The sequence below is a fragment of the Lactobacillus xylocopicola genome (genome assembly GCF_033096005.1).
Classification (GTDB): domain Bacteria; phylum Bacillota; class Bacilli; order Lactobacillales; family Lactobacillaceae; genus Lactobacillus; species Lactobacillus xylocopicola.
This window is the reverse complement of sequence record NZ_AP026803.1, coordinates 1,082,490-1,105,000: the sequence shown is the minus strand read 5'-3', so window position 1 is coordinate 1,105,000 and position 22,511 is coordinate 1,082,490. Positions and strand designations below refer to the sequence as shown.

General features: G+C 42.6%; 16 protein-coding genes, 6 tRNA genes, 2 rRNA genes, 1 pseudogene and 1 riboswitch (1 of these 26 only partly in view). Of the genes and pseudogenes, 21 read left to right on the top strand and 4 right to left on the bottom strand.

The window, feature by feature from the left end:
• From R8389_RS05500 to R8389_RS05440, 13 genes are all read left to right on the top strand, one after another.
• Positions 1-443, top strand: a 23S ribosomal RNA gene (locus R8389_RS05500) (it extends 2,468 nt beyond the left edge of the window).
• A gap of 84 nt (positions 444-527) precedes the next feature.
• Positions 528-644 (top strand): 5S ribosomal RNA (gene rrf, locus R8389_RS05495).
• A gap of 11 nt (positions 645-655) precedes the next feature.
• A tRNA-Asn gene (locus R8389_RS05490) sits at positions 656-728 on the top strand.
• 5 nt (positions 729-733) lie between these two features.
• Positions 734-823, top strand: a tRNA-Ser gene (locus R8389_RS05485).
• A 682-nt stretch (positions 824-1,505) separates the two neighbouring features.
• The gene (locus tag R8389_RS05480) at positions 1,506-1,835 is read left to right on the top strand and encodes a hypothetical protein (RefSeq protein ID WP_317637035.1); all 330 of its coding nucleotides are present in this window, start codon (positions 1,506-1,508) and stop codon (positions 1,833-1,835) included.
• Positions 1,836-1,944: 109 nt separating this feature from the next.
• Positions 1,945-2,304 (top strand): hypothetical protein, encoded by a 360-nt coding sequence (locus R8389_RS05475; RefSeq protein WP_317637034.1) that lies wholly within the window; start codon positions 1,945-1,947, stop codon positions 2,302-2,304.
• A gap of 291 nt (positions 2,305-2,595) precedes the next feature.
• Positions 2,596-2,668: transfer RNA gene (locus R8389_RS05470), tRNA-Val, on the top strand.
• 161 nt (positions 2,669-2,829) lie between these two features.
• Positions 2,830-2,901: transfer RNA gene (locus R8389_RS05465), tRNA-Glu, on the top strand.
• A 4-nt stretch (positions 2,902-2,905) separates the two neighbouring features.
• Positions 2,906-2,978 (top strand) — tRNA-Val (locus R8389_RS05460).
• Positions 2,979-3,034: 56 nt separating this feature from the next.
• Positions 3,035-3,116, top strand: a riboswitch (SMK box riboswitch).
• Positions 3,114-4,304, top strand: a complete 1,191-nt coding sequence (gene metK, locus R8389_RS05455; protein ID WP_317637033.1) for a methionine adenosyltransferase — start codon at positions 3,114-3,116, stop codon at positions 4,302-4,304. (Overlaps the previous riboswitch by 3 nt.)
• A 27-nt stretch (positions 4,305-4,331) precedes the next feature.
• Positions 4,332-5,783 carry an MDR family MFS transporter gene (locus R8389_RS05450; RefSeq protein WP_317637032.1) on the top strand — a complete coding sequence of 484 codons (1,452 nt, stop codon included), beginning with the start codon at positions 4,332-4,334 and terminating at the stop codon, positions 5,781-5,783.
• A 655-nt stretch (positions 5,784-6,438) separates the two neighbouring features.
• The gene (locus R8389_RS05445) at positions 6,439-7,890 is read left to right on the top strand and encodes an MDR family MFS transporter (RefSeq protein WP_317637031.1); all 1,452 of its coding nucleotides are present in this window, start codon (positions 6,439-6,441) and stop codon (positions 7,888-7,890) included.
• A gap of 161 nt (positions 7,891-8,051) precedes the next feature.
• Complete coding sequence (locus R8389_RS05440; RefSeq protein WP_317637030.1) at positions 8,052-8,813, top strand: NAD(P)H-dependent oxidoreductase; 762 nt, start codon at positions 8,052-8,054, stop codon at positions 8,811-8,813.
• Positions 8,814-8,937: 124 nt separating this feature from the next.
• On the opposite strand, the gene R8389_RS05435 is transcribed toward R8389_RS05440, so the two are convergent.
• A complete protein-coding gene (locus tag R8389_RS05435) occupies positions 8,938-9,579 on the bottom strand; it encodes a phosphatase PAP2 family protein (RefSeq protein WP_317637029.1) in 642 nt (213 codons plus the stop codon).
• Between the two features lie 284 nt (positions 9,580-9,863).
• On the opposite strand from R8389_RS05435, the gene leuS reads away from it, so the two are divergent.
• Complete coding sequence (leuS, locus tag R8389_RS05430) at positions 9,864-12,278, top strand: leucine--tRNA ligase (protein WP_317637028.1); 2,415 nt, start codon at positions 9,864-9,866, stop codon at positions 12,276-12,278.
• 92 nt (positions 12,279-12,370) lie between these two features.
• Complete coding sequence (locus R8389_RS05425; RefSeq protein WP_317637027.1) at positions 12,371-14,017, top strand: putative polysaccharide biosynthesis protein; 1,647 nt, start codon at positions 12,371-12,373, stop codon at positions 14,015-14,017.
• 122 nt (positions 14,018-14,139) lie between these two features.
• Here the strand turns inward: R8389_RS05425 and R8389_RS05420 are convergent, their stop codons facing one another.
• Together R8389_RS05420 and R8389_RS05415 are read right to left on the bottom strand one after the other, a co-directional pair.
• Positions 14,140-14,361: a PspC domain-containing protein gene (locus R8389_RS05420; RefSeq protein ID WP_317637026.1), complete on the bottom strand. Its 222-nt coding sequence runs from the start codon at positions 14,359-14,361 to the stop codon at positions 14,140-14,142.
• 62 nt (positions 14,362-14,423) lie between these two features.
• A tRNA-Leu gene (locus R8389_RS05415) sits at positions 14,424-14,507 on the bottom strand.
• 99 nt (positions 14,508-14,606) lie between these two features.
• Here R8389_RS05415 and R8389_RS05410 point away from each other — a divergent pair.
• The 6 genes and pseudogenes from R8389_RS05410 to R8389_RS05385 all read left to right on the top strand — a co-directional run bounded on the left by R8389_RS05410 (position 14,607) and on the right by R8389_RS05385 (position 21,413).
• Complete coding sequence (locus tag R8389_RS05410; RefSeq protein ID WP_317637025.1) at positions 14,607-15,884, top strand: D-alanyl-D-alanine carboxypeptidase family protein; 1,278 nt, start codon at positions 14,607-14,609, stop codon at positions 15,882-15,884.
• Positions 15,885-15,886: 2 nt separating this feature from the next.
• The gene (locus R8389_RS05405; protein ID WP_317637024.1) at positions 15,887-16,732 is read left to right on the top strand and encodes an NAD(P)H-hydrate dehydratase; all 846 of its coding nucleotides are present in this window, start codon (positions 15,887-15,889) and stop codon (positions 16,730-16,732) included.
• Positions 16,733-16,784: 52 nt separating this feature from the next.
• The gene (locus R8389_RS05400) at positions 16,785-17,432 is read left to right on the top strand and encodes a L,D-transpeptidase (protein WP_317637023.1); all 648 of its coding nucleotides are present in this window, start codon (positions 16,785-16,787) and stop codon (positions 17,430-17,432) included.
• A gap of 261 nt (positions 17,433-17,693) precedes the next feature.
• Positions 17,694-19,379 (top strand): arginine--tRNA ligase, encoded by a 1,686-nt coding sequence (gene argS / locus R8389_RS05395; RefSeq protein ID WP_317637022.1) that lies wholly within the window; start codon positions 17,694-17,696, stop codon positions 19,377-19,379.
• 105 nt (positions 19,380-19,484) lie between these two features.
• Positions 19,485-20,399, top strand: coding sequence for a class II fructose-1,6-bisphosphate aldolase (fba, locus tag R8389_RS05390; protein WP_317637021.1), 915 nt, complete (start codon positions 19,485-19,487; stop codon positions 20,397-20,399).
• 138 nt (positions 20,400-20,537) lie between these two features.
• Positions 20,538-21,413 (top strand): annotated as a pseudogene (locus R8389_RS05385) (aldo/keto reductase).
• 73 nt (positions 21,414-21,486) lie between these two features.
• On the opposite strand, the gene R8389_RS05380 reads toward R8389_RS05385, so the two are convergent.
• Entirely contained in the window at positions 21,487-22,407 is a 921-nt protein-coding gene (locus R8389_RS05380; protein WP_317637020.1) for a LysR family transcriptional regulator, read from the bottom strand.
• Between the last annotated feature and the right edge of the window lie 104 nt (positions 22,408-22,511).

Sequence of the window (22,511 nt, the reverse complement as noted above, 5' to 3'; positions counted from 1 at the left end):
GCTTATCTCCCCCAAGAGTTCACATCGACGGGGAGGTTTGGCACCTCGATGTCGGCTCGTCGCATCCTGGGGCTGAAGTAGGTCCCAAGGGTTGGGCTGTTCGCCCATTAAAGCGGCACGCGAGCTGGGTTCAGAACGTCGTGAGACAGTTCGGTCCCTATCCGTCGTGGGCGTTGGAAATTTGAGAGGAGCTGTCCTTAGTACGAGAGGACCGGGATGGACATACCGCTGGTGTACCAGTTGTTCTGCCAAGGGCATAGCTGGGTAGCTACGTATGGAAGGGATAAGCGCTGAAAGCATCTAAGTGCGAAACCCCCCTCAAGATGAGATTTCCCATACGAAAGTAGTAAGACACCTCAAAGACGATGAGGTAGATAGGCTAGGAGTGGAAGAGCCGTGAGGTTTGGAGCGGACTAGTACTAATCAGTCGAGGACTTGACCAAAGTGAGTGCAAGCTAAAGATTGCGGAAGGTAAATTTCGAAGGATTATATTTAGTTTTGAGTGTAAAAACTCAAAAAGAGAAAAGTACGGTGGCAAGAGCAAGAAGGAAACACCTGTAACCATGCCGAACACAGCAGTTAAGCTTCTTAACGCCGAGCGTAGTTGGTGGGAGACTGCCTGCGAGGGTAGGACGCTGCCGTGCTTTTTTAATATTCCGGCTTAGCTCAGTTGGTAGAGCGCTTGACTGTTAATCAAGATGTCGTCAGTTCGAGTCTGACAGCCGGAGTATATGGAGTGTTGTCCGAGCGGCTTAAGGAGCATGATTGGAAATCATGTATACGGGTTAATCCTGTATCGAGAGTTCAAATCTCTCACACTCCGCTATATAAAATAAAAGGCTGATATATCAAGGTATTCAGTCTTTTTATTTGCTTTCGCACGGCAAAGAAATATAAAAAATCAATGTGAAAGCACTAAGTCAGTAATAGTTTTTTCTATGATTACTGGCGAAGTTGGTATACATGGCTTTAGGGTATGTCGTACTTAATGGGCAAGCTGTGAGCAGTTTAAGTTTAGCTGTATCAAATTTCGCCATATTTGAAATTTACGGTTTTTTAAAAAAATGGATAAGAACAAACAAGATAATTTGATGATCTACTTAAATTTAAGTAGTGATAGAACTAAAATAACGAGCCATGGTGAGAGAATACTTGATAATAGTATCTTTTTTGCGTGTATACTGAGAGAGATTTCTTAACAGTATTACAATAGCTTGGACTTATCGGGGCTTATTTCAATGTTGGTAAAGCAGAAGAGATAGATGATATTCATGAATTTGTCTATGAAATTACTATCACGGATTATGGATTTGATATCGGGAAGAAGCTTTTAAAAGAAGCCGTAGATAAGGGCTTTGATTTTTCGAAATATTTAAAATAAAACAGCAAAATAAAACAGCAAAAGTATTAAAGATGAGTTATCAAAAGTTGGATATTATTATCATGCTAGTAAGCGCTATCCCTGTCTTACCGAAACTGTAGCAATTGTGTGAAACCGAGAGTGAATGATGGATCAAAATATGGACCCACAAAAACAAGAGAATTTGCTTGTTTATTTCAATTTTCTCAGAGAAGAAAGAAAAATCGAAAGTCATTTAGAAAAATCACTTGATAATACTATCTACTTTTGTGTATACTCCGATAAAGACTTTTTTACTGTCTTGCAATGGCTCGGACTTGTTGGAGCCTTTTTCAATTTTGGTAAAGCAACAGAAGTAGATGATATTCATGATTTTATGTATGAAATCACGATCACAGATTATGGTTTAGATTTAGGGAAAATTTTAAAAAAGGCTTCGGAATTAGGCTTAGACGTATCTAAATATTTAAAGTAAAATTAACAAAAGTACTCAACAGAGTACTTTTTGAGTACCTTTCAATTGCTAATCAAGGTTTCTGTGTCTATAATTGGAACAGATATTCGTATTCAAGAAGAGGATGCAGATGAGTAAGGAATTTGATCAGCAATTAGATGATTTTTTTAAAAACTACCAAGATCGCGGCATGAAAAAATGGCAGGGCTTTTTTCTCAGTGACCATACGGCAACCATGAATAGGGATAATTACCAGCGCTCCACCGTCTATTCTAAAAAGGAGGCGATGACTGAAGCAGTAATAAGTGGAATGTTACTAAAGGCCTATGCTAACCACCTGCCTGTTACTGTGCAACTAAAAGAGGTGGATTTAGAGGGCAATTTGCAGCCTAATATTGTCGGTTTTGTTCAGGGCTATGACATGGATGGAATCATTATTTCAGGAGAAGTGCTTAAGCTTGATAATATTAACCACGTTGACTTTCAATGAGCTGCCCTGGGATTGTAATAAAACGTTATTCTATCTCTGGGCAATTGCAGGCAGTGCTATTAAGAAAGAATGACCACGGGCTGAGACATTCTCACTAACTGAGTAAAGATAGTGTTTTTTATTTTTTTAAAAGTGAATTTTTGTGAATAGCATTTTGGATATTGTCAGGGACGAGACCAAAGTTTAGGTAGTCGCAAACCGCGGTTCCCTGTAACTTTTTTGCAAAAAAGCTAGACAAGTAGAAAATCCTATGGTAAAGTTTTAAGAGTGGTCAAGAGACGACAATGAGATGGAGGATTAGCTCAGCTGGGAGAGCATCTGCCTTACAAGCAGGAGGTCATAGGTTCGAGCCCTATATCCTCCATAACCTAGAAGAGAATGGAGGTAACTTCATTCTTTTTTTGTGGGAAAAGTTTTGGTAGTATGCTTTGATCAAAAATAAATTGTCCTTTTCAGTGATTAATTCTTGCATTTTGACATTCATCGGGTATACTATTGAATGTGCTTTGGTTCAGAGCATGATCTGGCCCGTTGGTCAAGCGGTTAAGACATCGCCCTTTCACGGCGGTAACATGGGTTCAAATCCCGTACGGGTCACTTTGGAGGATTAGCTCAGCTGGGAGAGCATCTGCCTTACAAGCAGGAGGTCATAGGTTCGAGCCCTATATCCTCCATCGTTCTAAGGACTACCAAGATAGGTAGTCTTTTTTTTACAAAAGAACGAATAATTTATCGGTTCAAGTCCTGAGAGGATCCATTAGTGGAGATGCCTTGTAACCGAATAGCGATGTCTATCAAGGGGGACTATTATGGAAAAACGTTTATTTACTTCAGAATCTGTTTCAGAAGGCCATCCAGATAAGGTTGCAGACCAAATTTCGGATGCAATCTTAGATGCAATTTTGGCTCAAGATCCTGATGCTCACGTGGCTTGTGAGACAATTGTTACCACGGGGATCGTGTATGTGTTTGGTGAAATTTCGACTAGTGCATACGTCGACATTCAAGGGGTTGTGCGCAAGACGGTTCTACGGATTGGCTATGATAAGCCAGAACTTGGCTTTGATGGTAATAACTGTGCTGTCTTGGTCGATATCGACGAACAGTCGCCAGATATTGCTGGCGGCGTTGACAACTCGCTTGAAGTCCGTGAGCACCAATCAGATTCAGATCAACTGGACCAAATCGGTGCGGGTGACCAGGGGCTGATGTTTGGCTTCGCTGTTGAGGAGACACCAGAATTAATGCCATTGCCAATTTCACTCGCACACCGCCTAATGCGGCAAGTGGCTAAATTACGTAAGGATGGTACGCTACTGTGGCTACGTCCAGATGCTAAAGCCCAAGTAACGGTTGAATACGGTGATGAGCAAAGACCCAAACGAGTTGATACCGTTTTGATTTCGACTCAAACAACCGCGGATGTAACTAATGAAGAAATTCGGCAGGCGATGATTGACCTAGCAATCAAAAAGGTTATCCCCGCTGAATATCTTGATGAAAAGACTAAGTATCTGATTAACCCGTCTGGCCGCTTCGTGATCGGCGGACCTAAAGGGGACTCAGGTTTAACTGGTCGCAAGATTATTGTTGATACGTATGGTGGGTATGCCCGCCATGGCGGTGGGGCTTTTTCGGGTAAGGATCCGACTAAGGTTGACCGCAGTGCCAGCTATGCTGCCCGCTATGTGGCTAAAAACATTGTGGCAGCTGGGTTAGCCTACCGCTGCGAAGTTCAACTAGCTTATGCCATCGGGGTTGCTACTCCAGTATCAATCATGATTGATACCGCAGGTACGGGTAAAGTTAGCGATGAGTTGCTCACGCGGGCTGTTCGTCACGTCTTTGATCTGCGTCCAGCTGGCATTATCAAGATGCTTAACTTGCGCCGACCAATCTATGAACAGACTGCAGCTTACGGTCACTTTGGCCGCACTGATATTGATTTGCCGTGGGAGCAAACCGATAAAGTACAAGCACTTTTGGATTTTATTAAGTAGAATAACGATGGTGAAGGAGCTGAGAATTTGAAAAAAACAAACGTAGCAGTGGTTACAATTGCAATTTTTATGACCACATTTATGACTGCCATAGAGGGGACAATCGTGTCGACGGCGATGCCGACGATTGTTTCTGACCTCAATGGTTTGGAAATCATGAACTGGGTTGTTTCGATTTTCCTGTTTATGACGGCTGTTTCAACTCCTTTATACGGAAAATTAGCTGACAGTATTGGTCGTAAGCCCGTCTTCCTGTTCGGTATTGTCCTGTTCATTATTGGCTCCGCCCTTTGCGGGCAGGCCAACAATATGGTCGAATTAATTCTGTTTCGGGTTATTCAAGGCCTAGGATCAGGGGCGGTTCAACCAGTGGCGATGACGATCATTGCTGATATGTATGCCTTAGAGAAGCGAACCAAGATGTTGGGATTGAATTCTGGCTTTTGGGGTGTGGCCTCCGTAATTGCACCATTACTTGGTGGATTTATAGTCCAACAGCTCTCCTGGCACTGGGTCTTTTACATTAATGTACCGATTGGCCTGGTAGCATTGGTCTTGGTTATTGTCTTTTTAAACGAATCCAAGACTAAGTCCAAATCTAAACTAGATCTTAAAGGTACCTTTTGGCTAATTGTCCTGCTCTTAACGTTGATGTTCACCTTGCAGGAATTGGGTACGCTGAGACCGCAGATTTTGCTCATTTTAGCGGCAGTAGTCGTAATCAGTGCAATTCTCTTCTACCGCGAAGAAAAGCGGGCAGACGACCCGATAATGCCGTTGTCGATGCTCAAAGGTAAGGAGTTCCTAGCAGTGAACATGATTACCCTGTTGGTTGCAGGTGTGGTAATCGGGTTCGAATTTTATATTCCGACCTGGATGCAGGGCATCAAGGGTACAAGTGCTACGGTAGCCGGCTTTGCAGTCACGCCCAGTTCTGTAATGTGGGTAGTTGGTTCCTTCCTAATTGGGGGAATGCTCGGACGCTGGGGTGTGCGTAAAACTTTCTATGGGATGCTTACGCTGCTCCTCATTGCGGATGGGCTCCTCTTGCTTGTTCCGATGAATACCCCATTTTGGGTCTTTTGCCTGATTGCGACAATTAATGGTATTGCCTTTGGGTCCATTTTAACTGCTTCACAGGTTCGCTCGCAGGTTCTGGTTGAACCAAGCAATATTGGAGTTGCCACCTCCTTCAACACCTTGATGCGGTACTTGGGCCAAACAATGATGGTTTCAATTTATGGCATTACCTTCAATACAGTAGTTGCCGGTCAGTTGGCGCAGCATCCGAAACTAACACAGGGGATGATGAACAAGATTGTTTCATCAGCAAAGGCCCAGGAATTAGCCACAAATCTAATTCCGCAGCTGCGCCAAGTGTTATTCAGTGCCTTAAAGGGTGTCTATGTAGTTTCATTAGTGGCAATTCTACTCTCATTTATTTTCAATAGTACTTATCAAAAAAACCAGCAAGTATAAAAATTAAAAAGGAATCGAATTTTCGATTCCTTTTTGCTTGCGCTCAATTGTGAGCTGAAGAGTAGCCAAAGTGATCCAAAAATGAACATTAATAACTATCAAATAAGCCGATAAGTACTAATAAAAAGGGTTAACCTTAGGCTGGTAAAAGTCAGTAGGGAAAAATACTAAAACTCACCCCGCAATAATTAAAAATTATGCACTAGTCCCCTGATCAAAAAGAAAGCCCTTTCTTTTTGAAAAAGGATGTAAGCTTTCATTTCCCACAATATTCATTCTAAGGTAATTAAAGTGCAACTAATAGATACTTAGTCCCACTTAACTTACTAGCTAATAATTTGTGATTAAGATAACAATAATAATAAAAGGTGTTAATAATATTATAGCTATATGATATATTAACGTGATCAAATTTTAAGGCCTTTAAAATAGGATAAGGGGTGATTAGAACCATTAGAAAATAAAATACGTCGTAAGTGTTAGTTAGTAGTGTTACACGTCTGCGGTAAAAGGCTATCATTAGGCAGACGATTTACCCGCGTGTGGATATTTTAAGAGCTAGTGCGGTGACATTTTACCCTAAAAGTAACACATTTGCTCAAAAAGATTGCAGAATTCTTGTGAAAGAGAAGAAGAAAATGAAGGAGGATGAATTTTGAAAAAAACAAATGTATTAATAATTACGTTGGCGGTCTTTATGACGACTTTTATGACTGCCATCGAAGGTACAATTGTGTCGACGGCAATGCCGACAATTGTTTCTAGCCTTGATGGTTTGAAAATTATGAATTGGGTAATCTCGATTTTTGTCTTTATGACGACTGTTACAACCCCCTTGTTTGGGAAGCTGGCAGACAGCATAGGGCGTAAACCGATTTTTCTATTTGGGATTGCTCTATTCGTGCTGGGATCGGCACTTTGTGGTCAGGCGCATAACATGGTTCAGCTGATTTTGTTCCGAGTAATTCAGGGACTAGGGTCAGGTGCGGTTCAACCAGTTGCAATGACTATTATTGCTGATATGTATGATCCAGAAAAACGGGCCAAGATGTTAGGTCTTAATTCTGGATTTTGGTTAGTGGCTTCAATCATTGCTCCACTACTTGGTGGTTTTATTATTCAGCGCCTGTCCTGGCATTGGGTGTTTTACATCAACGTGCCGATCGGCATAATTGCCCTAGTTTTGGTGCTAGTTTTCATGAACGAGTCAAGGGCTAAGAAGAAAGCTAAGTTAGATGTAAAAGGGACATTCTGGTTGATGGTTTTACTCTTGACGTTGATGTTTGCTCTGCAGCAACTGGGCACACTCAGCCCGCTCTATTTGCTTGGATTAGCAGCAGTAGCGGTTGTAAGTGCATTACTCTTCTACCGGGAAGAACGGAAAGCAGAGGATCCAATAATGCCACTGACGATGCTTAAAGGCCGGCAGTTTTTGGCGATGAACATGACCACCTTGCTAATTGGTGGGGTGGTGGCCGGTTTTGAATTTTACCTGCCAACCTGGATGCAAGGTATCAAGGGTGCCAATGCTACGGTGGCCGGTTTTGCAGTCACGCCGTGTTCGCTTATGTGGGTTGCCGGTTCCTTCTTGGTTGGTAGAATGCTAAAACGCTGGGGTGTACGCAAGAGCTTCTGTGGCACGTTGATGGTAATTTTGGCGATTGATTGTGTGATCTTATTCCTCCCAATAAGTACACCAATCTGGGTCTACTATCTTATTTCTGCAGTCAACGGGATTTCCTTTGGGGTCATCATCCCCGCTTCCCAAGTGCAGTCCCAAGTCCTGGTAGAACCAAGTAATGTTGGTGTGGCAACTTCATTTAATACCTTGATGCGGTTCATGGGGCAAACCATGATGATGTCAATCTATGGTATTACCTTTAACACTGTGGTTGCCGGTCAACTGGCCAAGCATCCGCAGCTCAACCAAGGCATGATGAACAAGATTGTCTCGTCAGCGAAGGCCCAAGAGCTGGCTACTAACTTAGTGCCGCAGCTGCGTCAGGTATTATTCAGTGCCTTGAGAGGGGTATTTGTAGTCTCACTGGTAGCAATTATCCTGGCCTTGATTTTCAACAATATTTATAAAGAAAAAAAGCAAGCATAAAAATTCCACTAGGCCCGAACTGTATTAGAGCCCTATTGTGCAACATTGAGAATACAGCCTAGCCGGTAATTAACCGACTAGGAGAAATTGCAGGCCGTTTTAAGTAATAAAAACAATAATTTTTGTGCTGGCCTAAAAGTAAAAATTTGAAGGAGAAAACAATGGAAGTAATTCAAAAAATTTTAGCTGGTGAAATAAAAACTTCGGGCACAATTGTACCGCCGGAATTGCAAAACCCATACCAGCCAAGTGGCTTTAAAAAGGGCGAAAACAAGACTAAGGCGCTGGTAGTCGTAGGTGAACCGCGCAAGTACAGCTTGACTTACGACTTAATTAATACTGCAATGCGATACTTGGAAGAGGAAGGATGGTCGATTGAGTTACGTGATCTTTATGACCTCAATTTTGACCCAGTTTTACGTCCAGATGAATTTTATTACGTCAAAGATGGCTTGGGTCAAACACCGGCATATCTAGCTCAAGAGCAAGCTTTAGTGCGTCAAGCAGATGTTTTACTTTTTGCTTATCCTAACTGGCACGATGCTCCTGTTAGCATTGTGAAGGGTTACATTGAAAAAGTGTTCGCTTCTGGCTTTGCCTATCAAAAAGGAGCACAAGGACCTGTTGGATTGCTGACTGGCAAATACCTATATACCATTATGAATTGTGGTTACTTGGGTGGCGGTCAGGGTTATATTGGAGATGGCATTGGTCGAAATGATCAATTATGGGATCAGTACATGAAGGCCTTTAAGGTCTTTGACGACGACACCGCCCAGTTCTGGGGGGCAACCAACGCTGGTCGTTTTGTTAATGATCAAAGTCCCCAAAATTTCAGTCCAGATTATCAGCAACGATTAACCCAGTTGCGGACAATTTTGAAGAAGCATTTAAAACGTGATTTATTAGACCTGATTGACTAATTTTAGGCAGGCTAAGAAGAGGATTTTTCGCACAAAAAATCCTGTTAATAGCAAGTCGTAGAAAAAAGACGACAAGCACTATCAACAGGATAAAAAGCCAAGCGAGTACTTTTTATTGGTTAACTTATTCCTCTAAATAGTAGTGGAATAAAAAGGTATATCCAATCAAGACAAAGGCGATCCCACCCAGGAAACCGCCAACTACATCAGAGGGGTAGTGAACATGGCTAAAAATCCGCGTATAACCAATCAGTAAGGGAAAAAGTGCCCAGATAAAGCAAAGAAGTGACCTAACGGTCCAATTCCTGACTAATAAAATTGTTAAAACAATGAGCACGCCAAACAATGCGGCACTGCCAACAGAATGCCCCGACGGAAAACTGTATCCGTGAGCATCAACTAAGTGGTGGGTCAGAGGACGTTGACGTTCAACTGCATGCTTGATGAGCCAATTGTAGCCATTAGCAGTTATCATTGTCCCAGCCGTAAAGAAGGCAAAAGCATATTTCCGGCAAAAGGCCAAGACGACGCAAATAATAATTGTTTCAACCACGATAACAGAGGTATTGCCTAGATTGGTGAAGGCAGTGGTAAATTTAACGCTGGCTGCATTATGGTTGCAAATAGCATTAATGACAGTCTTGTCGAAGTTGCGTATCAGCTGGCTACCTGAGGAAACCAATATTGCCCAGGTTGCGTATAGCAAGGTGAAGATTGTTGCTGGAACAATCGTATCTCTTTTGTAATGGTAGTATGTAGTATCCAAATAACTTCTCCCTTTGATTTTTTTAGTATTTGTGGTAAATTATAATCATTATCGAGCAAAAAAGAAAGTTCAGGAACTAGTAACAATATTATTTTTTTAGAGAAGAGTCGGTCGGTGCAAGACTTAAAAAATAAGTTGTGAACTGAGCCTGATGTAAGCTAATCGTTTGCTAACCGCGTTAAGGGGCGTTGGAGGGTCGCGCTGAGAAGCGTGAAACTTAGGTGGTACCGCGATTATTCGTCCTATGAAGAGTTTCATAGGACTTTTTTTATGAGGTTAAAGGGATGTACAATCACAAAGTTGTTGAACAAAAATGGCAGAAATATTGGGCTAAGAATCAAACTTTCAAGACGGGTAGCGACCCCAAGAAGAAAACTTATTACGTGTTAGACATGTTTCCATTTCCTTCGGGTAAGGGGCTACATGTTGGTCACCCTGAAGGCTACACGGCAACAGATATTGTTGCGCGGATGAAACGCAGCCAGGGCTACAATGTTCTTCATCCAATGGGTTGGGATGCCTTTGGTCTGCCCACTGAACAGTATGCACTGCAGACCGGGCAGGATCCAGCAGTTGTTACCCAAGAAAATATTGTCAACTTTAAACGACAGTTAAACAAGCTGGGCTTTTCTTATGATTGGGACCGGGAAATTTCGACCGCGGATCCCAAGTTTTACAAGTGGACCCAGTGGACCTTCGAGCAGATGTATAAGCATGACCTGGCCTATGAGGCAGGAGTGCCAGTTAATTGGTCACCAGATTTGGGTACTGTTGTTGCCAATGAAGATATTGTTGATGGCAAGACAGAACGCGGTGGTTATCCGATTTACCGGCGCAATATGAAGCAGTGGGTGCTGCGTATTACCAAGTATGCCGACCGTCTACTGGCCGGCCTAGATAAGTTAGATTGGCCTGAGAATATTAAGGAGATGCAGCGCAACTGGATTGGGCGTTCGGTCGGTGCACAGGTAACCTTTCAGGTAAAAGATTCGGCCGAGGCCTTTGATGTCTTTACGACGCGGCCAGATACCCTGTTTGGCGCAAGCTATGCCGTGCTGGCACCGGAGAGCAAGCTGGTAGCAAAAATAACAACTGCAGGTCATCAAACTGAAGTCGAAGAATACATTAAGCAGATCGAATCTAAGTCGGATTTGGAAAGAACAGATTTGAACAAAACTAAGACTGGCGTTTTCACCGGTGCTTATGCGATCAACCCGGTCAACAATGAGGAAATCCCAATTTGGATTGCTGACTATGTTCTAGCTAGTTATGGTACCGGTGCAGTTATGGCGGTGCCAGCGCACGATACCCGCGATTACGAATTTGCGCAAAAGTTCAATTTGCCAATCAAAGCAGTTATTGAGGGTGGTGACATTAGCCAGGAAGCCTTTACAGGGGATGGCTGCCATATTAATTCCGAATTTCTAAACGGGCTTAACGTTGAAGATGCCAAGCAAAGCATAGTGGAATGGCTTGAAGATCACCATGTGGGACAAAAGAAGGTCAACTATAAGCTGCGAGACTGGGACTTCAGTCGTCAGCGGTACTGGGGTGAACCAATCCCGGTCATCCACTGGGAAGACGGTGAAACTACGCTGGTGCCAGAAGATGAGTTACCGTTAGTTCTGCCGCATGCAACAGACATTAAGCCGTCAGGGACCCCAGAAAGCCCACTGGTTAACCTCAAAGATTGGGTTAATGTGGTCGACAAGAATGGTCGCAAAGGTAAGCGGGAGACCAATACGATGCCTAACTGGGCCGGCTCATCCTGGTACTTCTTGCGCTACATTGATCCGCACAATGATCATCAACTAGCTGATCTGGATAAACTCAAACAATGGTTGCCAGTAGACTTGTATATCGGCGGAGCCGAACATGCGGTGCGCCACCTGCTTTATGCTAGATTTTGGAACATGGTACTCTATGACTTAGGAGTTGTGCCTAATGAAGAACCCTTCCAACGTCTCTATAATCAGGGCTTGATTCTCAAAAACCACGAAAAGATGTCCAAGTCCAAGGGCAATGTGGTTAACCCAGATGACGTCATCGATGATTACGGGGCTGATAGTCTGCGAATGTACGAAATGTTCATGGGACCCCTTGATGCCTCAATTGATTGGGATGATAATGGTCCGGCCTCAACTAAGAAGTTTTTGGATCGTGTATGGCGTCTTTTGGTTAACGACCTTGATCTGAAGGCAATCCCACAGACCAACATTGTTAGTGAAAATGATGGTGTTTTAGATAAGGTCTACCATGAAACAGTCAAAAAGGTTACCGAAGACTTTGACAGTCTTCACTTTAATACAGCCATTTCGCAGCTAATGGTCTTTATAAATGCTGCGCAAAAGGTGAAGTTGATTCCAAGAGAATATGCTGAAGGCTTTATTACTTTGATGGCACCAATTGCACCGCACATGATGGAAGAAATCTGGCAGGTCTTTGGCCATGCTGAATCGGTTACTTTTGCCAAGTGGCCGACTTATGATCCGGCCAAGTTAGTTGAGTCTACGGTTGATATCATGGTACAGGTTAATGGTAAATTACGCGGCAATTTTGATGCTCCTAAGGATTCTACTCAAAATGAGCTTCAAAAGCAGGCACTCGCTTTGCCTCATGTTCAGAAATTTTTGGCGGGTAAGGAAGTCAAGAAAGTTATTGTGGTGCCTAATAAGATAGTTAATATTGTTGCCAAATAAAGTTAATTTTTCCTAAAATGAAATTATATTTGTTGTTAATTAGCGGTTTTGCTTCAAAATAGGGTAGTTGAGTACATTAGATTTAGGAAATATTGATGAAAGAAAATAAGTTGACAGAACAAAATTCGCACGACACCTTTATTAGGGGAAGTGCGTGGATGACTTTCGGCTCTATTACCTCACGCATTTTGGGTGCTCTGTATATAATTCCATGGTTTATTTGGATGGAACCATACGGTAATATTGCCAATGCCCTAACCGCTAGAAGTTATAATATCTATAGTATTTTTATTCTGATTTCAACTGCCGGGATTCCAGGAGCGGTGGCCAAGCAAGTCGCCAAATATAATGCACTGAATGAGTATGGCGTTGGTCGTAAGTTATTCCGCCGGGGTCTTGCGCTGATGGTCATGCTGGGCATCGTTTCGGCTGCAATTATGTACTTGGCTGCCCCCTTTTTGGCATCTAATGGTTCACGTAGTGATCCCAGGCAGGTTGCAGTTATGCGCAGCTTGTCCTATGCTATTTTGATTATTCCTGTGTTGAGTATCATGCGGGGCTATTTTCAGGGCTATGCGGACATGATGCCGTCGGCCATGTCGCAGTTTGTTGAGCAACTTGCGCGGGTCATTTGGATGTTGCTGACAGCCTTCATTATCATGCAGGTCCAGCACGGTAGTTTTGTCGATGCGGTTGTCCAATCCAATTTAGCGGCCGCGATTGGAGCGATATTTGGGATTGCTATCTTAGTTTGGTTTTTGTTGTCAAGACGCCAAAAACTGAACTATTTGGTTGAAAATTCGGCAAATGAAATCCAAGTTTCAACTATCTCGCTGTTTGGTGAAATTATCGAGCAGGCGATTCCCTTCATCATTATTGATGCAGGTATTCAGCTGTTCTACTTGGTCGACCAATACACTTTTCACCCAATCATTGCTAGTGTGATGAATGCCAACTATAACACGATTGAAACGTGGTATGCATTATTTGCGCTAAATGCTAATAAGCTAATTATGATTATCGTATCACTGGCTAGTGCAATGGCCGTGACGGCTATTCCGCTTTTGTCGGCAGCGCATGCTAAACATAATATTCATGAAATTTCGGAGCAAGTTAGCAACACACTTGATTTATTTTTATTTGTGATGATTCCGGCCGCCTTTGGGATGGCTGCTATTGCTACACCGGTTTACACCATCTTCTATGGTTTTGATCAATTAGGTTCGAATATCCTATACTTTTCATCATTTACTTCGATTACTTTGGGTTTGTTTACCGTCCTAATGGCAATTTTGCAAGGATTATCGGAAAATAATTTAGCAATCAAGTATTTGATTTTGGGAATCGTGATCAAGCTCCTTATCCAGTATCCCATGATTTATCTTTTCAAGGTATTTGGACCGCTTGTTGCCACCAATGTGGGTATGTTGGCGATTATCTACCTAGCCCTTAAACACTTGAGGGTTAGCTATCATTTTAATTTAGACCGCACCAGCCGCCGGTTTATTGGCATTACTAGTTTTTCTTTAATAATGTTTGCCCTGGTGTTGCTTTTGCAGAAGGGATTAGGAAACTTTTTAAATCCAGCCAAGCGTTGGCAAGCCCTTGCAATTGTCTTTATATCAGTAATTGCTGGTGGATTGGTTTATGGATTTGCTGCTATTAAATCAAATCTGGCTCAAAAAATTTTGGGTGACAAAATTATTCCTATTTTGAGAAAATTACATCTTAAAGCCTAAAAAGACGTCATCATTTAATAATGATGACGTCTTTTACTATGGTCGCAGAATCGATGTCTAGTCAGACTCTGCCTGCCCCTGCCAAGGAATCCTATTTTATCAGTTACACCATGACAATACAACTACGGCTTATAATAATCACCATTTGAAATATTGTCATGATGGGGTGAATCAGGTATCACAATTGCTGCAGCGATATAGACAAGTAGCCCAAAGCCAGTACCAAAAATTAACACGGCACCACCAATTCGAGTCCACGCCTTGTCCCAGTCAAAATATTCTGCAATTCCACCTAAAACGCCAGCCACAATTTTATCTTTTGATTTAGTTAATTGTTTTTGCATAATAACTCTTTAAAATTTAAATCAAAAACGCTAATCACTTAAGCTTAGCGTCTTAACAACTATGCCCCGAAAAAGATTCGAACTTTCACTTAGTTGCCTAAACAGCGACCTGAACGCTGCGCGTCTGCCAATTCCGCCATCGGGGCCAATGATTTTTAATACAGTAATAATAATACCAAAAATTTGGTAAAATGTAAGCATAAAAGATTAAATATCTGAAAATTTATCCCAAAAGGAGTTTCGTCATGTTTGAACAAAGGTTAAAAAGGCTGATTTTGGTTGGCATGGCAGCATTACTGTTGCTTATCCCGACCCATGTCAACGCTGCTGGGTTACCCGATGATTACCATCAGGCTCAATTAGGTCTTGAGGTAAAGTCTGCGATTGCCATTGACAGCAAAACTGGTCAGTTATTATACGGAAAGAATATCAATCAGGCTTTGCCAATCGCATCGATGACTAAACTGTTAACGGTCTATCTAACTCACCAGGCAATTGCAGAACATAAGATTAGTTGGGACACAAAAGTTAAGCCGACGGCGCAGATCGTTGCAGTCTCAGCTAACAGAGGCTTTTCTAATGTGCCGCTGAAAGCAGGCCATACCTATACAATTAAGCAACTCTATCAGGCAACCTTGATTCAGTCGGCTAACGGCGCTGCAATGATGTTAGCTCAGGCAGTGAGCGGTTCGCAGCTAGATTTTGTCAGGCAGATGCGTGCACAGTTAGAAAAATGGGGGATTGATGATGCCCGTATCTACACTACTTGTGGGTTACCGAATAAAAGTGTTGGTAGTGATTCAGATCCCGCTGCTGACAAAAATGCTGAAAATGAAATGTCGGCTAAAGATATGGCCATTGTTGGTAAGAATTTGTTAGCTGATTATCCTGAAGTAGTCAGGACAACTAGGATTGCGCGACTTGATTTTATTGATCAAGGACAAAAAACTAGCATGACCAACTTTAATTGGATGCTCAAAGGGTTACCGCAACATCGGCCTAGTCTAGAAATAGACGGTCTCAAAACGGGGACAACCGATGCCGCTGGCGCTTGTTTCATTGCGACTGCTAAACACCAGGGAGCACGAGTAATCACGGTGGTGATGGGAGCTCGGCATGTGAACGGAACAGATCCGGCCCGTTTTGAACAGACGAGTAAGTTGCTTAACTACCTCTTTCAAAGCTACCATCCCATAATTTTTAAAAAGAATGAAGCAATTATTGGTAACACAAGTATAAAGGTTCATAACGGTCAGGCGTCTGAAATTAACATTGGAATGAAAACCGCGAGTGAACTATGGCTTCCCCGTGGTCAAAAACTAACAGTGGATCTGACTAATAATAGGGTTGAGGCTCCAATCGAAGTGGGGGAAATAGCAAGCTATTATCGCTTTCGCGTAGGCGACCGCAAGTTACTAGCAGTGCAAGGCACTAACGATGTGGAATTGCCGGCAAAAGCTATGCAGTCAACTAAGAAGGTTAACTTTCTGATTCGCCTTTGGCGCTGGTTGTTTGGAGGCTAATAATGGATGAAATTTCACCAGAAATTTTGCAGCAAGTAATAAAAAAACGTGCAAGTAACACTCATAAAGGTGATTACGGCCGCGTCCTGCTAATCGGTGGGAGTGAGAATTACGGTGGCGCAATTATCATGGCTACTGAAGGGGCTATTAACTGTGGGGCCGGGCTGGTTGCTGTAGCAACGCACTCGCTCAATGCAGCTGCGCTTCACGCCCGTAATCCTGAGGCGATGTATATTGACTGGCGCGATCACGGCTTGTCCAAGTTGATCAAGCAGATGGATGTCATTGTCTGTGGTCCGGGGCTAGGCACCAGTCCCTTTGCCCAGAAAATACTGAAAATGCTCGGTCAAACAATAACTCCGGAGCAAACACTGGTGTTAGATGCCAGTGCTTTAGACCTGCTTGCATTGGATAACACACTGCTTCCTTCAACTGCGGTCCGGATAATTTTGACACCCCACCAAATGGAGTGGCAGCGGCTCAGTCAGATTCAAATTCCCTATCAGTCTGCCAGCGCCAACGCTGCTGCCTTAGCAAAACTTTTTCCTGACCATAATGCAATTTTAGTTTTGAAGTCCAATCACACTCAGATATACGATCCTGATGGACAAGTGAGTGTCAATCCGGGCGGTAATCCGGGAATGGCAATGGGTGGCATGGGAGATACGTTGGCTGGTATTATTGGCGGTCTGGTTGCCCAGTTCGGCAGTGACTTGGCGACTGTGCAGGCTGCGGTTTATCTTCATTCGTTGGCTGGCGATCTGCTTGCACAAACGGATTATACGGTTAGGCCAACTAAAGTCAGTGCGCTGCTGCCAAAATTAATGAAAAAATATGGGGGATATTAGCCCATAAATAAGGTAAAATTAGCTTAACTTGTCTGGGAGAGAAAAATTCAGTATGAAAAAAGGTCCATTAAAGTCACTAACAATTTTCTTTATTTTGATAATTTGCGTAGTTAGCCTTGCCCGAGTCTACATGCCGCATAGCACGAAAGAAGCGGGAAAGCATGAAGCTGAGCAAAAAACGGTGATGAAAAAAACGGCTGCTTCTTACCGACCATACCAAGATCCGGCTAGTTTGCGAAAACCATATGATTGGCATAAACCCAGCCAAACGACACCTTATCCTAAGCTTAAACGCCTTGAAAATGACCTATCCATTAGGGTGTCCCTGAAGGGTAACCGCGTCTATATTCTGCGTGACCATGAGCGCGTATATACGATGCTGGCTAGTAGTGGCGTATTCAAAAAAGGTAAGTCGTTAACACCAACTGGTACCTTTAAGATTCGTTATGATCGTGGGGCGGCATTTTATAATCCCAACCTAAATGAGGGTGCAAGCAACTGGGTGAGTTGGGATGAGCAGAACGTTTACCTATTTCACTCTGTACCAACCAAGAGTAATGGCCAATATCATAAAAAAGAAGCTCAAAAATTGGGGGTCAAGCCTGCATCACACGGCTGTATTCGACTCAGTGTGGCTGACTCAAATTGGTTGGTTGAACACATTCCAGCAGGCACTGAGGTAATTATCAAAAACAAGTAAAGGGGTTGGCGTTGACTTATTTTCCTGTTATAATCAAGCGTATACCGTAGTTAGAAGTAGTAGTCATTTTTCCTAAGACAGCGAGCCTGCAGGTGGTGTGAGACAGGTTGGGAGCATGGTGAAGGCGTGTCTAACTAGCAAATTAACAACTTTAAAAGCGGATACTTTGTATCAAGTAGAGTGGTACCGCGGGTGAAAACTCGTCTCTTCCTTCAGGATTGAAGGAAGAGACTTTTTTATTGATTGCTGAGGAGGCAAAAAATGAATTTTAAAAGTAAAGTAGTTGACTTAATAGCAAGTCAGGTTGATTTATCTAAGGACAAGATTAACCAGCTAATTGAACGACCTAAGAATGAAAAACTGGGGGATTATGCTTTTCCAGCCTTTATCTTGGCAAAGACTATGCATAAAAATCCGGCTGAAATTGCTCAGACCATTGCGACTAACTTGAGCAGTGAAGACTTTGCCAGCATCCAAGCCGTCGGCCCCTACGTCAATTTTGCCATCAACCATGAGAAGTTGATTAGTCAAACTTTACAAACTGTTTTGACCAAGCAAGACCACTTTGGTGACCAGGTTCTCGGCACCGGTAATATTCCAATTGACATGTCTAGTCCTAATATTGCCAAGCCTATGTCAATGGGACACTTGCGCTCAACGGTAATCGGTAATTCCATCGCTGAAACCCTCAAAAAGGTTGGTTACAGTCCAATTAAGATCAACCATCTGGGTGATTATGGAACGCAGTTTGGTAAACTGATTGCTGCATATAAGCATTGGGGGGTAGAAGCTGATGTGAAAAAAGACCCGATTATGAGTCTGTTCAAGTATTACGTGAAGTTCCATGCTGAAGCTGAGAAAGATCCAGAGCTTGACGACGAGGGCCGGGCCTGGTTTAAAAAATTAGAGGACAATGATCCAGAAGCAGTCGAGCTCTGGCAATGGTTCCGTGATGTTTCTTTGGCTGACTTCAACCGTATTTACCAGGAGCTCGGAGTAAGTTTTGATTCTTATAAAGGAGAGGCTTTCTTCAATGATAAGATGCAACCGGTAATTGATGAACTAAAAGACAAGGGCTTGCTACATGAGTCGCGGGGAGCTCAAGTGGTTGATCTGGGAGAGGATAAAAAGCCGGCGATGATTGTTAAGTCAGACGGTAGTAGTATATACCTAACTCGTGACTTGGCTGCTGCAATTTACCGGATGAAGACCTATCATTTTGTCAAGATGCTATATGTTGTGGGGAATGAGCAGGCTAATCACTTCGTTGAACTAAAGGCTGTCTTGAAGAAGATGGGCTATGATTGGTCAGACGACATATATCACATTCCGTTTGGCTTGATTACTCAGAATGGGCAGAAGTTATCTACTAGAAAGGGAAACGTAATCTTTCTTGATCAAGTTCTAATGGATGCGGTGAAACTGGCTCGTCAGCAAATTGACCAGAAGAATCCGGACCTGGCTGACAAGGACCAGGTGGCCCATGACGTAGGAGTTGGTGCGGTGATTTTCCATGATTTGAAGAATGACCGGGTGGAAAACTTTGACTTTGATTTAGAAGAAGTCGTCCGCTTTGAAGGGGATACTGGCCCTTATGTCCAATATACTAATGCCCGGGCCCAGAGTGTACTACGCAAGGCAGAGCAGCTCGGCCAGGAGCCTGACGTAACTGGAGCAGTTATGGAAGATGATTGGGCCTTTAGTGTAGCTAAGGCCTTAGCCGATTTTCCGCGCATTATTGCTCGTAGTAGCCAAATGTTTGAACCGTCAATAATTGCTAAGTATGCCCTAGAAGTAGCTAAGAAGTTTAATAAGTACTACGCTAACGTCAAGATTTTGAACGAAGATGAGCAAATTAATGCTCGCCTGGCCTTAGTACAGGCGACTTCATATGTTTTGACCGAGGCACTTCGGCTACTTGGAGTGAATGCACCTAAGGAAATGTAATTGACAAATATTTTGCTGAAATAGCGTTTACATCAGATAAAAGATTGTTCAAGTTTTAATTAATACGGTACAATGTTGATGTAAGTTTAATAGGAGGTATTTTTAATGGCATATTTAGATAATGGTAATCAAATCTTTCAAGATGCGCGTAAAAACCATTATGCAGTAGGTGCTTATAACACTAACAACTTGGAATGGACGCGGGCAATTTTGCAGGCGGCTGAGGAAACTAGAACCCCCGTTTTAATTCAAGTATCAACGGGTGCTGCGAAGTACATGGGTGGCTACAAAGTAGCTAAGGACTTGGTTGAAGATCAAATCGATGCAATGGACATTTCTGTGCCAGTTGTTTTGAACTTGGACCATGGTGACTTTGAATCTGCTAAGGAATGTATTGCACTTGGTTATTCGTCAGTGATGTTTGACGGTCATGCTTTATCAACTGAAGAAAACTTGGCTAAGACCAAGGAAATCGTCAAGTTGGCACATGAGCGCGGCATTTCCGTTGAAGCTGAAATCGGTAAAATTGGTGAAAACCAGGGTGCTGATGGTGGTGAACTTGCTTCTGTTGAAGATGCCAAGGCCTTTGCTGAAGCTGGTGTCGACAAGCTGGCTTGTGGTATTGGTAACATTCACGGTGTTTATCCAGCTGACTGGAAGGGCTTGAACTTTGACCGCTTGAAGGAAATTGCTGATGCTGTTTCTGTTCCGCTTGTTTTACATGGTGGTTCCGGAATTCCTGAAGAACAGGTTAAGAAGGCCATTTCGCTGGGTATTTCAAAGGTTAACATTAATACTGAATTCCAATTAGCGTTCCAAGAAGCAACACGTAAGTACTTCGAAGCGCACAAGGATGAAGATAAGGCCAACAAGGGTTATGATCCACGTAAGCTGTTGCTTCCTGGTACTGAAGCAATCACTGCTTCAATGAAGGAAATGATCAAGTGGCTTGGAACTCCATCAATTGATGACAAGATCAAGTCGGTTGCCTTTGATAAGAGCTCATTGAACTTAGAATAATTTTGTTTAAAAGATAAAAGACCAGTCCTGTAGGGCTGGTCTTTTTTGGCTGAAAAATAAAAAAGTGAGCTTTTCCTTGACTTAAAGTTCACTTAAAGGGTTAGACTCAGATTATCAATTAAGTATGGAGGAAAGACAATGATTGTAGACGAAACAATGACCTTAAGTAACGGCGTTAAAATTCCCAAGCTAGCCTTGGGCGTTTGGGAAATTCCCAATAATTAGGTGTCTGCTGTGGTTGAAACGGCATTAGGCCTCGGTTACCGGCACATCGATACGGCCCAAGCTTATGCTAATGAGGCTGGAGTTGGTGAAGGTGTCAAAAAGTCTGGCATTAGGCGTGAGGATATTTTTGTTAATTCGAAAGTTGTCGCTGAAATCAAAGATTACGCTGAAGCTAAAAAATCAATTGATGCGAGCTTGATGAAGATGGGTTTGGATTATCTAGATATGATGATTATTCATAATCCGCAGCCTTGGAAAGAGGTCAATCAGTCAGATGACCGCCACTTTGAAGGCAATTTGGAAACTTGGCGCGCGCTTGAAGATGCCTTAAAGGCCGGCAAATTACGCGCAATTGGTGTTTCCAGCTTTCAGGCGGAAGACTTGCGTAACTTGATTGACAATAGTGCTACCAAGCCGATGGTTAACCAAATTCTGTGTCATATTGGAGCTACTCCACAAGAATTGCTTGATTATTCACAAGACCAGGGTATAGTGGTTGAATCATTTTCGCCGGTGGCCCATGGAGCAGCGTTGAACGACCCAATTAGTAAACAGATGGCAGACAAGTATCAAGTATCTGTTGCTCAGCTCTGTATCCGCTATGACTGGCAACTCAACACCGTGGTATTGCCGAAGGCGGCTCATCGTGACCATATTAAAGAGAATGCAGAAATTACTTTTACTATTTCTGCAGCGGACATGGCGATCTTAAAAGAAATCAAGGCGCTTGATTACGGTTCAGCCAGTCACTATCCGGTGTTCGGTGGCAAGCTATCAGATAATAGCTAAGCCTTAATTAAGCGACTAATACAAAAAGCTGGGATTGAATTTCAAATCAACTCCTGCTTTTTCTTATTTAAAGTTAGTGCGCCAAAATTTCTGTAGTGAACACACTCTTTAGGATTTTTTTAGCGTAAGCTATTTCAGTTGCCAAACGCCCACCGGACTTAATGGTCGAAATTGAAAAGTCAACTTTTATCTTATCGGGCGGTAAGACAATGTAATTGATATGATGGTAAATTTCCCGGTTAACAGCTTCAATACTGGTTGTCATGTCACCTAAGCCCAAGTCAGCAAGTTTAAGAGCAGTATAAGAGTCGCGCACATGAATTTGAGGATAGAAGTTAATGCCCATATTACTAAAAAAATCATTGATAAGATCTTGGTATCCCCGCTGTCCATCAACAACGATGAAGCTTTCATGATTAAGTGCTTGTAGGTCTTTGGCATTAAATTCGATTTTTCGTTTGCCGGATTGGTATAAAGCTGATTTTCGGCTAAGCACCAGAACTTGGGCATCAGCATGCAGGTTTTCATTAACTATGTTGGGAAGACGGATAGTGTTGCCAACAAAAAGGTCTAGCTGCTCATCCTTAAAAGCCTTAACCGCATCGGCTGTGCTTAACTCTCTTGTTTTGGTTTTTAGATGAGGATACTTGGCCAGCAGCTGTGGCAGTACCACTAAATTGAAATTTTGTCCCAAAGGCGGCGTAACGCCCATCCTTAGGGTCAAAAAATTATTCTTTTTATATTGTTTCATTTCTTCTTGTAATTGATTTTTTAATTGTAAATCTTTTCGCAAATAACGAATTAAAAGTTGACCAGCGGGAGTCAGTTGAATGGGATAGGTATCACGCTTGACCAGTAAGACATTATACTCTTTTTCATATTTTTTAATTGTTCGACTAAGGTAAGGTTGCGTTAAATAAAGCTTTTTGGCAGCTTCAGACACAGAATTACTGTTTTCTAAGGTTTCTAAAAAAGTCAATAACCGATTATCCATATCTCACCTATGCCTATTTTGTAATAGCAAATTAAATAATTAAGCATTTCACATACTTCTAATTATAGTGTTTAATGAAAGCGTAGACAAGATAAATTGTTGAA